We start from the raw sequence: 15949 nt of genomic DNA on the forward strand, positions 1-15949 counted from the left end.
GCGTGAAATGCATTGTTCATTTAGACTGGGATCAACGTTCCCCCCACTTCAATTTAGTGCGCAACACCTGAAAGAAGTCCTTGGAAGGACTTTTGACCAGCAGGGTACTGCTTTTAGAACGGCGGACCTCGACAATGTCACCGCCCTGCAGCGGCATCCCAACCTGTCCGTCCGCCGTGAAAACCACGTCCTCGTCCTGGAATTTGACCTCGATGCGGATAATCGATTCATCAGGAACGATAATCGGACGATTGGTCAGCATATGGGGACAGATAGGAGATATGACGAGACAATGCAGGCCGGGGAACATGATGGGGCCGCCCGCAGCAAGATTGTAAGCCGTAGACCCGGTGGGGGTGGATATAATCAGACCATCCGCCTTGAAGGTTGTCAGGTAGACATCGTCGACCGAAGCCTCCATATCGATGATGCGGGCCAGGGCGCCCTTGTTGATGACGACATCGTTGAGGACCCTGAAGCGCCCGGCTTTCTGCCCCTGGCGCAGGACAACAGCGTCCATCATCATGCGATCGCTGACGGTAAAGTCGCCCTGAATGACGCGCTCCAGCACGGGATAGAGTTCATCGAGGGTGACTTCGGTAAGAAAGCCAAGGCTGCCCAAGTTGACCCCGAGAATAGGAGTTTTAAGGTCGCCGACCTGACGGGCCACGGAGATGAGGGTGCCGTCTCCGCCAAGAACAAGGATGAGGTTGACCATGGCGGGGATCGAGCGACCAGGATAACCCTGGGCACCCCCCAGTTCCTCCGCAAGACCTTCCTCGAAAAAGACCTCTATCCCCCGCTGTGCCAACCAGGTGTTGACTTCGCGTGCAACCTGCACCGCTGTGGGGTTTTTGCGTTTGATGTAGATACCGATTCGCTTCATGGCAGACCTCACGGAAATACAGACGCTAAAAACTATCACACACCTGGGGCAAAGTCCATCGCTTTCAAGAACTTAGACTGACAGGCTCTTGTGACGGCCGATGTTCTGTGGTAGTTTTCCCAAGGTAGCCACAGGGCTGCGGAGAGGAAGATTATGGATCTATTTACCCATGATGCCAAGAGCGCCCCCCTGGCCGAACGACTGCGTCCGCGCACCCTGGCTGAGATGGTCGGACAAGAACACCTGATCGGCGAAGGAAAGATACTGCGCAAGCTCATCGAGGCGGACCAGGCGGCGTCTATCATCTTCTGGGGCCCGCCTGGCACGGGAAAGACGACCTTGGCTCAGGTCATCGCCAACACGACCCGAAGCCGCTTTGTCTTCTTTTCCGCCGTGATGCAGGGCATCAAGGATGTGCGGGAGATCGTGCAGAAAGCCCGGGAAGAAAAGGCCTACCACGGGCGCAAAACCCTGCTTTTCGTTGATGAGATCCATCGCTTCAACAAGGCCCAGCAAGACGCCTTTCTGCCTCACGTAGAGAAAGGCGACATCATTCTCATCGGCGCCACCACCGAAAATCCGTCCTTCGAAGTGAATTCGGCGTTGTTATCGCGCTCGCGCGTTTTTGTTCTGCAGACACTAAGTCCTGACGATATTCGCCTGCTGTTGACGCGCGCCCTGCAGGACGACCGCTGGCCAGAGGGACGCGGTCTACAGGTCGACCCTGACGCTCTTGATTTTCTCGCTGGACAGGCGCAGGGTGATGCGCGGGTGGCCCTTAACACGCTTGAACTGGCGGCGTCAACAGCGGGAGCCGACAAACGGATTACCCTGCAGATTCTGCAGGACGTTCTGCAGAAGAAGCCCCTCCTCTACGACAAAGGAGCCGAGGAGCACTACAACGTCATATCGGCTTTCATCAAGAGCCTGCGAGGCTCCGATCCCGACGGGGCCCTCTACTGGCTGGCCCGCATGATTGAGGCGGGAGAAGACCCCCTCTTCATCGTGCGCAGGCTGGTCATTTTCGCCGCCGAAGATGTCGGCAACGCCGATCCACGCGGCCTTCAACTGGCCATTGCCACCATGCAGGCCCTGCAGTTCGTCGGCATGCCGGAAGGCCGTATCCCCCTGGCCCAGGCCGTCACCTATCTGGCCACGGCGCCAAAAAGCAACGCCTCGTACAGGGGCATCAATGAGGCGCTCGCCGAAGTACGCAAGAGCGGCTCCCTGCCGGTGCCGCTGCATATCCGCAATGCTCCGACCGGCTTGATGAAAGAGCTTGGCTACGGCCAGGGATATCGCTACGCCCACGATTACGAAGAGGGTTTTGCGCCGCAGCAGCATTTGCCGGACCAACTGCAAGAGCGTCAATTTTACCGCCCCAATGACCGCGGCTACGAAAAGATCATCAAGGAAAGAATGAGCCACTGGGCGAACCTTGCCCATCCTTTACCAAGGGGGCCAAAAGAAACGGCGCAGGACGACGAAGGGAAGTCCCACCAGCAAGACACCCATGAAAGTTAAACAGCTTGGACGTACATTGGTGCGGTCCGCACAGGATAGTCGGAACATGAGGGAACTCTTCCTTCAGAAGTTCCCACGCCTTTGCGCCTCGCCTTTTTATTGTACAGCTCCTGAATAAAAATCCTTTCCGGTTGCGAACTCACGCCACCCGAAGGAACCTGTCCTCCCCTAAATCATCTCAGAGAGGCCCATGGAGAACTATCATCTTGCCAGAGCATTCCTGGATTCCATCACGGAAGAAAATTGCCGTGAAAAGGGCCGCGAAGTCAGCCAAAAAGCCCTGATCAACAAGCTCAACTCCATTAATTTTCATGGCGGTCATATTTTGATCACACTCTCGCACCGCCGCTATCCTCAGAAAATAACCCTGAAAGCGGCTCCCCAGCCCTGCTTCAATGCGCAGGCAGACTTTCTCTGGCTGGAACCTGAGGGTATCCGGGCCAAGCTCAAGGCCTACGAGTTCGATAACCTGATCATTGCCGACGGCCTCAAACTCATCGTGGTCAAGCCTGAGCTTGTCAATATGGCTTCACAAGGGATGCGAATCTTGCTGCCAAAGATGGGCTGTGAAGTGCGTTCCAGAAAAACACAGCGTTTCCCCTGCCTACCCCTGCAGGTGGACGTCATACAGAACAGTGCCCATTTCAAAGGAGTCCTTCAGGACTTTACTGCCTGTTCTTTCGCCGTCAAATTGAGCACTGCCGCACCCCAGACCTTCAATTGGCTCAACCCCAATGAACCCGTCATGGTTGTGCTGAGCAACGACACAACACCCCTTTTTGGCGGAGAGTGCCATATCGTCTATCAGAGCTGGGAACAGAAGACCCGTACCGTGGTTCTGCACATCCAGCGCCAGATGACTCCGCGCTTCAAAAGCAAGGAATTCAGAAGTCCGCGGCAGGAACTGGTTCCCTCCCCCAATATTCAGTTTCTGCACCCGCTGACAGAAAAGAAGATCGACCTTGGTGTCATCAACCTCTCCGGCACAGGGCTGGCCGTCGAAGAAGACCTGTCCCACTCCGTGCTGCTGCCGGGACTTATCATTCCCAAACTCCAGCTGATCTTTGCCACCAGCTTTACACTGACGTGCATGGCCCAGGTTATCTATCGGCGGCCTCGCAGTGATGACCCGGTAGAGACCCGTGTAATTTGCGGGTTGGCCATACTCGACATGGAAATGGAGGAACATGTCAATCTGCTTTCACTCCTGCAGCAGGCCAATGACCCGCGTTCCTATCTCTGCAACCGGGTGGACCTGGATGCGCTGTGGCATTTCTTTTTTGAAACGGGCTTTATCTATCCGGAAAAGTATGCCCACATTCAGGCCAAAAAAGAAAAGTTCAAGAAGACCTACGAAAAACTCTACACCGAGAGCCCTCGGATTGCCCGTCACTTTATTTATCAGGACAAAGGCGTGATCATGGGGCACATGGCCATGCTGCGATTTTACAGCAAAACCTGGCTGATACACCACCACGCGGCAGACCGGACACTGTCACAGAAAGCGGGCCTGGTGGTCCTGGAACAGGCGGGCCAATACCTAAACGACTCCTACAACCTCCACTCATCTCATATGAATTTTGTCATGTGCTATTTCCGACCGGACAACAAGTTTCCTCGCCGTGTCTTTGGAGGTGTGGCGAAATACATCAGCAATCCCAAGGGATGCTCGATGGATGACTTTGCCTATTTCTATATTGAGCCTGAAAATGGATTGGAGCAGCGGGCCGACGAACCTTGGCATATGCAGCCTTTAACAGAGGAGGACCTCGTTGAGTTCGGCTACTTCTACGAGCACCTTTCCGGGGGGTTGATGATTCCGGCCATGGATCTGGAGCCGGGAATCGGAAGCGGGGATGAGCCCGATGAAGAATTTTTCAAGTTAGGGCTCAAAAGGCAGCGGTTTTGCTTCTCTTTAAAACAGGACGGTGAATTGCAGGCGGTGATCCTGATCAATCTCTCCGACGCGGGTCTCAACATGTCTGAGCTCACCAACTGCATCCAGGTTATCGTCCTTGACCAGGACAATCTCAACAGGGTCGATTTGATGGCCGCGCTGAAAAGACTGGGCAGGCAGTATTTCGAGGGGGATAAAATCCCGGCCATTTTATACCCGGTCAAATACGCCAAAGACCAGGAGATAAAATATGATAAGATTTACACAATGTGGATTTTGAATTGCCAGAATCTTGACCAATACTTCAAATTCTGCAACACTTTCCTGACACGCATATAAAAACATCATATGACGAAACAGGGATGGGTGGCGCTATTGTCCAAAAACGACGAAAAAGTCCTCGCCGAAAAAAATCTTCCGCTGTATAACAGCCGAATCATTCACGCCTATCTCGCCCTTCTAAAAGACAAATACCCGCACATCGACGTCAATAAAATTCTGCGGCATGCCCACATGGATCCCTGCGAGGTCGCCGATCAGGGGCACTGGTTCAGTCAGGAACAGGTCGACCTGTTCTACGAAAAACTTGTTCAGCTCACTGGTGACGAATCGATCGCCCGGGAAGCGGGGCGGCACGCGGCTTCCCCCGAGGCGCTGGGCGCCATGCGTCAATATCTTCTTGGCCTCGTCGGCCCGGCCCGCGTTTTCAATCTGATCCAGAAAACTTCGGTTCAATTTACCCGTTCATCCGAGTACAGTTCCCGGGAGCTCGATTCCAACCGGGTCGAAATCACGGTCACCCCCCGCAGTGGCGTTCAGGAAAAAGAATTCCAGTGTGAAAACCGGATGGGTTTTTTCGAAGCCATCATCATGATGTTCAATTTTCATCGCCCGGGCGTCACCCACCCTGAATGTCTTTTCAGGGGAGACCCCTGCTGCCGGTATGTTGTTTCCTGGGAAGACACCCTGGCCTCTCTCTGGGCCAAGATCAGGCTCAGGTCCATCCCCCTGTTCTTTCTCCTCGTTTTCGGGTCCCTGCTCTACGCCCCCGGGTTCACTCTAACCGTCATCCTCCCCGCTCTCACGATCATCCTCTTCGGCCTGACCGTCATCATGGATATTGCCGAAAAGAAGGAACTGCGTTCCAGCCTGAGCATCCTCATGGGCTCAACAGAAAAACTGGTGGACCAGATCAACATTAACCACGCCAATGCCAGCCTGACCAATGAAATCGGTCAGGCCCTCAGCCAGCAGACTGACATTGACAGCATTCTGGACAAGACAATCAAAATCCTGGAAAACTACCTGGATTACCAACGCGGCATGATTTTGCTGGCCAATCCCGACCGCACCACATTGGAGTACAAGGGCGGATTCGGTTACACGGAAGAGCAGGAAGCTCTTTTAAAAAACACCAATTTCGATCTGACCCGGGCCGAATCGGCCGGCATTTTTATCCGATCTTTCCGCGAAAAGCAGCCCTTTCTGATCAATGACCTTAAAGACATCGGCCAGCAACTCTCCGAGCGGAGCCTTAAATTCGCCAGTTTTCTTGGCGTGAAATCCTTCATTTGTTGCCCGATTATCAGCGAAGAAGAGACGGTAGGCATTCTGGCCGTGGATAATCTCAAGGCACCACGCCCCCTCGTACACAGTGACATGAGCCTTCTGATGGGCATCACCCCCTTCATCGGCATCAGCATGCATAACGTCAAGCTCATGAATGCCCGCGTAGAGCAGTTCAAATCGACCCTGCAGGTGTTGGCGGCCAGCATCGACGCGCGAGACCCCCTGACAGCGGGACATTCGGAAAAGGTCACCGAATACGCTCTGGGCATATGTCAGGAGATGGACCTGCCCCAGGACTTTACGGAAATGATCCGTGTGGCCGCTCTTTTACACGACTACGGTAAATTGGGTGTCCCCGATTCCATCCTCAAGAAGGAGGGCCGTCTGACCAGCGATGAATACGAAGCGGTCAAAACGCATTCCCTGAAGACGCGTACTATTCTCGAACAGATTAATTTTGAGGGAGTTATGGCTGAGGTACCCATCGTGGCCGGGGCCCATCATGAAAAATATGACGGCACCGGTTATCCCGAAGGGCTCATAGGAGAGCAAATTCCCCTGGGGGCCCGCATCCTCGCTGTTGCCGACTTTTTCGAAGCGATCACTGCCAAAAGGCATTATCGCGAGCCAATGCCCCTAGATGTTGCCTTCGAACTGCTGCGAGAAGGGATTGGTCGTCATTTTGACGCCCGCGTCGTCATTGCCTTTATGGATTACTATACGCGGGCATACCTGGGGAAGCCAGCCACGGACCCCGGGCGCTCTTCTGTAACCCGGAATGACCCGCGCGTCCCTATAAAGGTTCAGCTCTCTATAGAATTTTCTGGCGCTTCCTGGCCAGGCTATACGGTAGACATGGGTCCGGGAGGCCTCTATGCCACCAGTAACCAGACCGTCAGCTTGGGGCAACGACTGCATCTCAGCTTCGACCTCCCCGGCCCCACGACCACAACCATCCGGGTCCAGGGCAGGGTCGCCTGGGTCAACAACATGGACATCAGGCGAAAACCGTCCTATCCCTTGGGCTTCGGCATTGAATTCACGTTGATTTCAGACGCGGAAAAACGGGCCATTGCCGATCACCTCAAAGCAGCCCCGTCCGCAGTGGCCCCTTATTGACCCCATTTATTTCACGGGTTTCCTTCCACGACAAGCAATGAGCGGGGTATAAGTGAAGCGCCTCGGGTCTTTAAAACAGGCCATGAACTCCTCCCGAAACTCCTCGTATCCACCCGGATAATCCGAAAAAGGATATCCCGAGTTCTGGGCCGCGACTTCGACTTTCGTAGCCCAGTTAAAGGCATCGGTACTGCCGAGTTCACCATAGATCAGGTGGTGGGCCGACAGCTCAACCCGGATTTCCTCATAGCCCAGATCATAAAGGTAGGCATAGAGCTTTCGTCCCACGTAGGGATCGAAATCGGCGTTCTGCTCCAGCGTTTTCATCACACCACAGACCGTTTTTTCCAGGCGGACAGGGAGTCCGTAATGATTCAGGCAATTGTAGTCAAGATCTACCAGACACATGATGCCACCGGGGCTTAAAATATCCGTTAATCGCTGCACGATGGCAAAACTCTCCTGGCGGTGGTATTCCAGAAAAAACCGCGACCAGATAAAATCGAAGGGGCCCAGATCTTCAAGAGAGGCATAAACATTTCTACAGACAAACGTGGCCCCCGAAGAAGATTGCGTCCTTTGGGCATGGGCGATGCGTTCCGCCGAGGCATCAACTCCCAGAGCACTCCCACCGGGTTGAACCAAGCCATGCAGAAACCCGGTAGTTTTGCCCGATCCGCAACCGATATCGGCGACTCGCATGCCAGGACGCAGCCCGGCCCAGAGAGCCTGTTCACTCAATCGCTCTCTATCCGTCTTCTGATCAAGCCGCAAAGCTTCCTTCTCGTTTTCCATAAGATATTTTGATTTGGACAAGGTGGTATCCTCCTTAGGTCATTTACCCTTTGAAGTTTTGACTCTCATTTCAGCCCCGGACTATAAAAACCATCGTCTGATGACATTGACATAAGTTGAAACTGTGGGAAAAATTCTAAACAGACTCATTTCTGATACCCACGCAAAGGGAGATTACCATGCTGAGCCCTCGTGACCTTCGTCCTTTGTTCCTGGCCATCCTGACTGGAGCTCTTCTTTTTCCCCAGACTATTTTGGCTTCCGGGTTCGGCATATTCACCCAGGGAGCCAGCGCGCTCGGGCAGGCCAATGCCACCGTCGCACACGCTGACGGCCCTTCGGCCCTGTACTTTAACCCTGCCCTGCTCACAGATTTGCCGGGAACGGCGATGGAACTGGGGACAACCCTGATATACCCCCGACGAGACTTCACCAGTGACACAACCGGCCGGAAAGATTCCACCGACAGCACCCTTTACGCTCCCAGTACATTTTACCTGACGCACACATTCAACGAAAAATTCAGCGCCGGCGTTGGCCTATTCAACCCTTTCGGATTGGGAACGGAGTGGGATGACAATTGGGAAGGACGCTATCTCGCCACCCGTTCGGAAATTGTCACCTACGCCTTTAACCCTGCGGTGGGCTACCGGCCGACCTCCTGGCTGAGTATTGGCGCCGGCCTGAATCTTCTTTACCTTGACGCTACCCTGGAGAAGCAGGTTAAACTCTCCTTTATCGGACTCGACGATGGACAGCAAAAATTCACTGGGGACGGAACAGGAGTGGGATTCAATCTGGGCATTCTTCTTAAACTGAACCCGAAAATACAGTTTGGGGCAGGTTATCGAAGTCCCATAAAGGTTGACATCGATGGTCGCGTCAACTTCACTCTTCCTGACCCGGGTCTAGCGGTTATACTGCCTGATACGACAGCACAAACGGATATCACCTTGCCCCAGCAATTGGTCGCCGGACTGGCCTTTTTCCCCACCGACAATCTTACCCTTGAGACGGGCATCCGCTGGGAAGACTGGTCTTCTTACGATGAGTTGCACATCACCTTCGCCCAACCAGTGGGCGGCTCGACCTTCGCCATTTACCCGAAAAACTGGCAGGCCACCTGGGCCTGGAACCTGGGCGGGAAATATCGCCTGAACGAAAGGATCTCCCTGCTAGCCGGATATCTGTACGGCGAAGACGCCATTGGCGATGCCACTTTTGAGCCGTCCGTCCCCGATGCAGACTCCCACCTGTTCTGCCTCGGCACGACCCTGCACTTCGACCGGCTGGCCATATCGCTCAGTTACGGCTACCAACACCTTGAAGGCAGGCGCAAGAACAACAGCTTTCTGCCCGATGTCGATCCAGCAGTGTCAGACCCGGCCGACTACGCCAGGGGAAGCTACGAGTCAGAGCTCCACCTGCTTGGATTAAGTGCTGGATACCATTTTTGACACGATCCTTGAAACAAGACCTAAAAGAGCGTTAGCCCTGTCGGAAAAAGCCAAGGTAGTGGAGGTCAGGCTGGGAGACTTGGTGATCGCCCCACATTGGCACCTCTCTAGCGCCAGACACCTTCGAGGGGGGCCCCGCAGGCATCACATGCCCCACCAGCCAGATGGCTGGCATCAACACGATATCCCACCCGGGAAATAACCTGCTTGCCACAGGCCGGGCAAAACGTATTTTCACCCCCCTCCCCGGGCACATTCCCCTCATAAACATATTTCAACCCCGCCTCCAGCCCTATCTGCCGGGCGCGCCGCAAGGTCTCCACGGGCGTAGGTGACACATTCAGCATCTTGTAGGTCGGATAAAAAGCGGTGACGTGCCAAGGGACCTGGGCACCGAGCTCGTTGCGGATGAATCCGGCCAGGGCGCGCAGCTCCTCATCGGTATCGTTGTGGCCGGGGATCAGCAGCGTAGTGACTTCCAGCCAGATTCCGAGTCGCCGGTAGTCCCGCAGAGTATCCAGCACCCCCTGCAGACGGGCTCCCGCCACCTCCCGGTAGAAATCATCCGTAAAGCCCTTGAGGTCGACATTGGCCGCATCGAGATAGGGAGCAATCCGTTCGAGCGCAGCGGTACCCGTATAGCCGTTGCTGACAAATACATTGCCAAGACCGGCTTCTTTAGCCAGGACGGCGGTGTCATAGGCATACTCGTAGAAGATGGTCGGTTCGGTATAGGTATAGGAAATGCTGCGGCATCCTGCCGCCAGAGCCCGCTGCACGATATGGGCAGGGGACACCTTCTCCCCCGGTATCGGGCCCCTGGAAGCGGTCCATTGGGATATGTCGTAATTCTGACAGTGCCGGCAGCGAAAATTGCAGCCAACGGTAGCCATGGAATAACTGGTGGACCCTGGAAGATAGTGAAAAAGAGGTTTTTTCTCGATGTGGTCGACGTTCTCGGCAATCAGCTTTTCATAGACAAGAGAGTAGAGAATGCCGTCGCGATTTTCCCGCACACCGCAAAGGCCTCTCCTGCCGGAAGCAATCAGACACTGGTGACGACACAGCGTGCAAAGTGCCTTGTCTCCATCTTTTTTTTCCCAGAAGGCCGCTTCGTGCATGAGTCCCTCCCTGACAATTCCATCCTCTGCACGAAGTATAACAGAAGCGAAGAATATCGGGGCATCCCCGCCATCAGAATTTGAAGCGCCTCATGCTGACGTTTAGCAGCAGCCCGACCCCGATCATGGTTGTCACCATACTGGTGCCTCCGTAGGAAAAAAGAGGCAAAGGGACGCCGACGACAGGAAGCAGACCAATGACCATCCCCAGATTCACCACCATATGCCAGAACAGCATGGCGACAACCCCCAGGGCCAAAAACATGCCGAATTTGTCTGCCGCACGTCGGGCAATGTAGAGACCCCAGATAATAATCAGCAGATAGAGCGCCAACAGACCAAAGCCGCCAACAAAACCCCACTCTTCAGCAAAGACGGAAAAAGCGAAATCGGTATGCCGTTCCGGCAAAAAAGAGAGCTGGGACTGGGTTCCCTTCATGAAGCCTTTGCCCCAGAAACCGCCACTGCCCACGGCTATTTTGGATTGGATGATGTGATACCCGGAACCCAGGGGATCTCGTTCGGGGTTAAGAAACGTATAGACCCTCTCTCGCTGGTAGTCATGCAGCAGGAACCAACCCCCGTACGCCCCCAGAAATCCCAGTACGGTCAACCCAATAAAAGTGAGCCTCTGTATGCCGGCAAAGAGGGCGACCGTCAGGCCGATAAAGACGACCATCATCGACGTACCCAGGTCGGGTTGCTTCATGATCAGCAAAACGGGTATCGTCAGCAGCGAAAAAGGAGGGACCAGTTCCCTGAGGTTGTGGCCGAAAGCGTGTCCCTTTCGGCTGAAATGGCAGGCCAGCGTAATAATGATGACGATTTTCATGACTTCGCTCGGCTGCAGATTGAAAAAACCGAGGTCGAGCCAGCGTGTGGCCCCCATGGAGGTCTTCCCGACCAGAAGGACACCGACCAGCAGGAGCACGTTGAACCCGTAGAAAAAAAACCCCATATACTCAAGGTGACGATAATCGAACATGCAGACGATCAGGGCAATGACAATTCCCAAAGCAAACCAGTACATCTGTTTGACGTAGATGGGGGTTCCCCCCTGGGACCAGGGGGCGGAGGCGCTGTACAGGTTCATCATACCGATGGCGGCCACAAGGCAGACCAACCCCAGGAAAAACCAGTCGAAGTGTGTCAGTAAACGGCGGTCAAACATGGCATTCAGTCTCCCGCATAGGGCACATGATCGGGCAGGGCACCAACGTCAACCCCGAAATAATTGGCCATCATTTTCATGGCAATCGGGGCGGCGACGCTGCTGCCATGTCGACCATGTTCAACAACGACCGCAACGGCAACTTCGGGTGCGTCGGCCGGCGCATAAGCTACAAAAAGCGCGTGGTCCCGGAAACGGTAAGGAATCTTATCCTCATCCTCCTCTTTGTCATCGTCGTCCTTGAGACGGACAACCTGAGCAGTTCCCGTCTTCCCAGCCACCTTCAAGCCGTCGAGCTTACGACTCCAGGCCGTTCCTCCCGGTTCGTTCACGGCAGCCACCAGCCCGGTATGGACCGCCGACAGATCTCTTGGAGAGAAGGGGGTTGATTTAATAATTTCGGGGGAATGTTCCACCAGAACATTGCCGACAAGATCGACAATCTTCTTTACGACCTGAGGGCGATACACGGTACCGCCATTGGCCACCGTGGCCGTCATAACCGCCAACTGCAGGGGCGTGGTCAACACATAGCCCTGTCCGATAGAGGCAATGACCGTTTCACCATCGTACCAGGGAGCGCCAAACCGCCGTCGTTTCCAGTCCCGGGTCGGTATCAGTCCCGACTTCTCCCCCTCCAGATCAATACCAAGGGGGCTGCCAAGACCCAGGTCCGAGGCAGTTTCGGAGAGCCTGTCGATACCGAGATCCTGCGCAACCTGATAAAACCAGACATCACAGCTTTCTTTCAGGGCCTTTTTCAAATTCGTTTTGCCGTGCCCCGTTCTTTTCCAACAGCGGAATTCCCTGTCGCCCACCTCGAGCTTCCCGGTGCATTCAACGGATGTAGACGCGGTGATCAGTCCCGACTTCAAGGCAGCCAGTGCGGACACAATCTTGAATGTCGACCCGGGAGGATACTGTCCCGTTAGAGCCTTATTCTGCAGCGGATGGCGTGAATCCTTCAGAAGGGAGATCCACTCTTCAGAACTTATGCCCTGCGCGAAAGCCTCCGGGTTGAAGGAAGGCCGACTGACCAGAGCCAGAACTTCACCTGAATGAACATCCAGCATCACGGCCGCCCCGGCATGATCTTCAAAAGCCACTTCGGCGGCCAACTGCAAATCCCGCTTGATGGTCAGGTAAACTCGATTTCCCGGAAAGGGGTCTCGGGTCTGGAGGCTGCGAAGAAGCTTGCCTCTGACGTCAACCTCAAGTCGTTGCTGCCCTTCATGCCCGCGCAGGGTGTTTTCCAGTCGTTTTTCAACACCACTTTTACCGACAAATTCACCCGATCGGTATCCTGAAAAATCCTGACTCTGTAATTGCTGCTCGGTAATCTCGCCAAGATAACCAAACAGATGAGCACCACTTTCCTGGTACGGATAAGATCGGACGGGACGAACACCGGTGAGCAGACCGGGAAGATCAGAAGCATTTTCCTGGATGACTTCCATGCGATCCCTCCCGATATCTTCCGCCAAGGGAAGTGGCCGGTAGGCGGGTAACCTTTTTCCCTTCTGATAGCGTTCGTGCAGAGTGACGGCATCCTCATCCAGGTAACCGGCAAGCGTTTCCAGAAGAAGATCACTATCTTCCACGTCCTGACGCAACACAGAGACCCCGAAAGCCGGCCGGTTATCGACTAAAAGCAGGCCGTCACGATCATAGATGGAACCCCGCGGCGCTTCGACGGGAATATAACGCAATCGATTCTTTTCTGAAAGCCGCAGATAGACATCGGCATTGATGACCTGCAGATACCACAGACGCATCAACAGTAGAAGAAAAACGACCGCTGCCGCCACAGACACCACAACAAAACGGGTTTTCAGGCCGGGAGTCTCCGACCAGCCGGCATTGAGTCCCATAGCGGCTATCTCAGTTTCTGTAGCCCGGGAATGCTCCCGCGGGGAAAAAAGCGTTTTTGAATCAGCAGACACCCTGTCAGAAGGAGCCAGGTAGCCAGGAGATTGAGCATAGCTTGCGGCAACAAGCGCCATAGGATAAGCGCAGCAACAGAGCCGGCATGAGCGAAGAATTTCAGTGAAAAAACCAGAAGGCCGCCCTGGATGAACGTTCCGGCAAAGGCCATAAGGAGCAGAAGCAGAGAATTTTCCGTATTGAAGCGATTGACGGTTCCACGGACGAGAAGGAAAATAACCAGGAGAACAAAGCCATGAAGTCCAAGGTAATGCCCGGCAAAAACATCAAACAGGCACCCCAGGGCAAAGGCCAGCAGACTGCCGCGCACAAAATTTTCCAGCAGACCGACGTAGACGATAAGAATCAGGAGCAGGTCAGGCTGGAGCTTGAAGGGGAGCAGAACGGGCAGTAATGATGTCTGCAAAAGGATAAACAGGTAGCCGATAAAAAAATAAACATAAACAGCCCGGCTCATGGGTTTTCCTTCAACAAAACAAGAACCTCTTCCAACTGGTCGAAATCGACGGCGGGGACTATCTCGACCTCCTGAAACATACGATAGCCTTCGCGAGCCACCTGGGTCACGGTGCCGAGGACGATCCCCTTGGGAAATATCCCTCCCATCCCGGAACTGATCACGCGGTCACCAATGGCGACATCCTGGTCACGCAGGGCATATTCAAAGGACAGACTATCCCCGCGCCCGCGAGCCACACCGCGTGTGCGGCTTCTCTGAACCAGGGAGGCAACCGCCGAGGAGGGGTCGGTGACCAGCAGCACCCGGGCATGCCCCGGAGCAACCGCAATAATTCGACCAACGGCACCTTCGGGCACGACCACGGCGAGCCCTTCTGTGACCCCGTCAGCAGAGCCTCTGTCGATGACGACCGTACGGAACCAGCCGGAAGCATCCTCACCGATGACACGGGCAGGGAGGGCGGGAAGCTGAGTATCTTCTCTAAAATTAAGAAGCTTGCGAAGCCGTTCGTTACTGAGACGGACTTCTTCAAGTTGGTCCAACTCTGCCTTGAGGCGCCTGTTTTCTTCGTGGAGTTCGCGATTGTCCTTTTCAGCACCCACAAGCCAAAGATAGCGACCCCAGGTATCGGCAACCGTAGTTACCATGACATCCATGCCCTGTTGCAGGGGGCCGGTAAGAATGAGAACCACCTTTTCAAAGAGAGTGGTCCGTTCCTGATGGCGGAGATGGGTCGAGTAAAAGAGCAGCGCCGAAAGAACGAAGGCGCAGAGAAGAAAAAGAGTCCTGTATTTTTTAAGCAGATCCAGCATGGAAGTCCGGACTCATGACAGGAAAGACAAGGAGGGCCTATGGCCCTCCTTGAGGACGGGAAATCGGGGTGAAGTCACGACCGCAGATGGCCCCTGCCTTTAGTAAGAAATGGCGACACGCTTGAGCAGGTCCAGCTCATCGAGCACTTTGCCTGAACCAAGGACAACGCAGGAAAGGGGGTCATCGGCGATAACCACAGGCAGACCGGTCTCTTCTCGTAGCAGGGCATCCATATTTCTCAGCATGGCGCCACCACCAGCCAGCACAATCCCCTTATCGACGATATCTGCAGCCAACTCGGGGGGCGTTCTCTCCAGCGTGATGCGAACAGCCTCTACGATGGCGTTGACCGGCTCGGAAAGAGCCTCCCTGATTTCATTGGAATCGATCTCCAGCGTTTTGGGGATACCGCTGACGAGGTCGCGACCCTTGACCTCCATGCTGCGCACCTGGTCGTCAGGATAGGCACTGCCGATATCGATTTTGATCTGCTCAGCGGTCCGCTCACCGATCAGCAGATTGTACTTGCGCTTCATATATTGGACGATGGCTTCATCCAGCTTGTCGCCACCGACTCGCACGCTTTTGGCATAGACGATACCCGCCAGGGAGATAACAGCCACTTCCGTGGTTCCACCGCCGATATCGACAATCATGTTGCCTGAGGCTTCAGTGATCGGCAGTCCGGCCCCGATGGCAGCGGCCATAGGTTCTTCAATCAGATAGACCTCACGAGCGCCGGCGGATTCAGCGGATTCCTTGACGGCCCTTTTCTCCACCTGGGTGATGCCGGAGGGCACACAAATGACAATGCGAGGTCGAACCAGAGTTTTGCGGTTATGAACTTTCTGGATAAAATACCGCAGCATCTCTTCGGTGATATCGAAATCCGCGATGACGCCGTCCTTCATGGGGCGGATGGCCACGATGGAGCCAGGAGTTCTCCCCAGCATCTTCTTCGCTTCCATGCCCACGGCAAGCACTTTGCGCTGCCCCATGCTATCCTTCTGTACCGCCACTACCGACGGTTCGCTGACGACAATCCCCTTCCCCTTGAGATAGACCAAGGTGTTGGCTGTTCCGAGGTCAATGGCGAGATCATTGGAAAAAATGCCAAGAATAGCATCAAAAAGGTTGAACATGTTTCGGATGTCTCCTTTCACCCGCATACGGGGAGGACTTTCCCCAATGCC

General features: G+C 54.6%; 12 protein-coding genes. 4 read left to right on the plus strand and 8 right to left on the minus strand.

The annotated features are described in order from the left end of the window. Positions 1–31: 31 nt before the first annotated feature. Positions 32–886, minus strand: coding sequence for an NAD(+)/NADH kinase (locus tag AOP6_RS10490; RefSeq protein ID WP_155876685.1), 855 nt, complete (start codon positions 884–886; stop codon positions 32–34). A 153-nt stretch (positions 887–1039) separates the two neighbouring features. Here AOP6_RS10490 and AOP6_RS10495 point away from each other — a divergent pair, with 153 nt between their 5' ends. From AOP6_RS10495 to AOP6_RS10505, 3 genes are all read left to right on the plus strand, one after another. Continuing rightward, entirely contained in the window at positions 1040–2410 is a 1371-nt protein-coding gene (locus AOP6_RS10495) for a replication-associated recombination protein A (RefSeq protein WP_155876686.1), read from the plus strand. Between the two features lie 190 nt (positions 2411–2600). Further along, complete coding sequence (locus AOP6_RS10500) at positions 2601–4646, plus strand: PilZ domain-containing protein (RefSeq protein WP_155876687.1); 2046 nt, start codon at positions 2601–2603, stop codon at positions 4644–4646. A gap of 9 nt (positions 4647–4655) precedes the next feature. Next, on the plus strand, positions 4656–6995 hold the full coding sequence (locus AOP6_RS10505; protein WP_213194562.1) for an HD domain-containing phosphohydrolase: 2340 nt from the start codon (positions 4656–4658) through the stop codon (positions 6993–6995). A gap of 6 nt (positions 6996–7001) precedes the next feature. On the opposite strand, the gene AOP6_RS10510 is transcribed toward AOP6_RS10505, so the two are convergent. Further along, positions 7002–7811 carry a class I SAM-dependent methyltransferase gene (locus AOP6_RS10510; RefSeq protein WP_155876688.1) on the minus strand — a complete coding sequence of 270 codons (810 nt, stop codon included), beginning with the start codon at positions 7809–7811 and terminating at the stop codon, positions 7002–7004. Positions 7812–7969: 158 nt separating this feature from the next. Here AOP6_RS10510 and AOP6_RS10515 point away from each other — a divergent pair, with 158 nt between their 5' ends. Continuing rightward, positions 7970–9247: an outer membrane protein transport protein gene (locus tag AOP6_RS10515; protein WP_155876689.1), complete on the plus strand. Its 1278-nt coding sequence runs from the start codon at positions 7970–7972 to the stop codon at positions 9245–9247. Positions 9248–9354: 107 nt separating this feature from the next. Here the strand turns inward: AOP6_RS10515 and amrS are convergent, their stop codons facing one another. The 6 genes from amrS to AOP6_RS10545 form a co-directional block, all read right to left on the minus strand. After that, positions 9355–10368 (minus strand): AmmeMemoRadiSam system radical SAM enzyme, encoded by a 1014-nt coding sequence (gene amrS, locus AOP6_RS10520; RefSeq protein ID WP_155876690.1) that lies wholly within the window; start codon positions 10366–10368, stop codon positions 9355–9357. A gap of 73 nt (positions 10369–10441) precedes the next feature. Then, the gene (gene rodA / locus AOP6_RS10525; RefSeq protein ID WP_155876691.1) at positions 10442–11539 is read right to left on the minus strand and encodes a rod shape-determining protein RodA; all 1098 of its coding nucleotides are present in this window, start codon (positions 11537–11539) and stop codon (positions 10442–10444) included. A 5-nt stretch (positions 11540–11544) separates the two neighbouring features. Beyond that, the gene (mrdA, locus tag AOP6_RS10530) at positions 11545–13410 is read right to left on the minus strand and encodes a penicillin-binding protein 2 (protein ID WP_155876692.1); all 1866 of its coding nucleotides are present in this window, start codon (positions 13408–13410) and stop codon (positions 11545–11547) included. 5 nt (positions 13411–13415) lie between these two features. Continuing rightward, a complete protein-coding gene (mreD, locus tag AOP6_RS10535) occupies positions 13416–13940 on the minus strand; it encodes a rod shape-determining protein MreD (RefSeq protein ID WP_155876693.1) in 525 nt (174 codons plus the stop codon). Then, a complete protein-coding gene (mreC, locus tag AOP6_RS10540) occupies positions 13937–14755 on the minus strand; it encodes a rod shape-determining protein MreC (RefSeq protein ID WP_155876694.1) in 819 nt (272 codons plus the stop codon). The genes mreD and mreC overlap by 4 nt, the downstream gene beginning before the upstream one ends. A gap of 99 nt (positions 14756–14854) precedes the next feature. Continuing rightward, positions 14855–15898, minus strand: a complete 1044-nt coding sequence (locus AOP6_RS10545; RefSeq protein ID WP_155876695.1) for a rod shape-determining protein — start codon at positions 15896–15898, stop codon at positions 14855–14857. Positions 15899–15949 lie beyond the last annotated feature (51 nt).

Source organism: Desulfuromonas sp. AOP6 (assembly GCF_009731355.2).
Classification (GTDB): domain Bacteria; phylum Desulfobacterota; class Desulfuromonadia; order Desulfuromonadales; family SZUA-540; genus SZUA-540.

What these genes read in the sequence shown, in the direction of transcription:
- AOP6_RS10515 (WP_155876689.1), top strand. Translation starts at nt 7,970, where the DNA reads ATGCTGAGCCCTCGTGACCTTCGTCCTTTGTTCCTGGCCATCCTGACT.
- mreC (WP_155876694.1), bottom strand. Translation starts at nt 14,755, where the DNA reads ATGCTGGATCTGCTTAAAAAATACAGGACTCTTTTTCTTCTCTGCGCC.
- AOP6_RS10505 (WP_213194562.1), top strand. Translation starts at nt 4,656, where the DNA reads ATGACGAAACAGGGATGGGTGGCGCTATTGTCCAAAAACGACGAAAAA.
- rodA (WP_155876691.1), bottom strand. Translation starts at nt 11,539, where the DNA reads ATGTTTGACCGCCGTTTACTGACACACTTCGACTGGTTTTTCCTGGGG.
- amrS (WP_155876690.1), bottom strand. Translation starts at nt 10,368, where the DNA reads ATGCACGAAGCGGCCTTCTGGGAAAAAAAAGATGGAGACAAGGCACTT.
- AOP6_RS10500 (WP_155876687.1), top strand. Translation starts at nt 2,601, where the DNA reads ATGGAGAACTATCATCTTGCCAGAGCATTCCTGGATTCCATCACGGAA.
- mreD (WP_155876693.1), bottom strand. Translation starts at nt 13,940, where the DNA reads ATGAGCCGGGCTGTTTATGTTTATTTTTTTATCGGCTACCTGTTTATC.
- AOP6_RS10545 (WP_155876695.1), bottom strand. Translation starts at nt 15,898, where the DNA reads ATGTTCAACCTTTTTGATGCTATTCTTGGCATTTTTTCCAATGATCTC.
- mrdA (WP_155876692.1), bottom strand. Translation starts at nt 13,410, where the DNA reads ATGGGACTCAATGCCGGCTGGTCGGAGACTCCCGGCCTGAAAACCCGT.
- AOP6_RS10495 (WP_155876686.1), top strand. Translation starts at nt 1,040, where the DNA reads ATGGATCTATTTACCCATGATGCCAAGAGCGCCCCCCTGGCCGAACGA.
- AOP6_RS10490 (WP_155876685.1), bottom strand. Translation starts at nt 886, where the DNA reads ATGAAGCGAATCGGTATCTACATCAAACGCAAAAACCCCACAGCGGTG.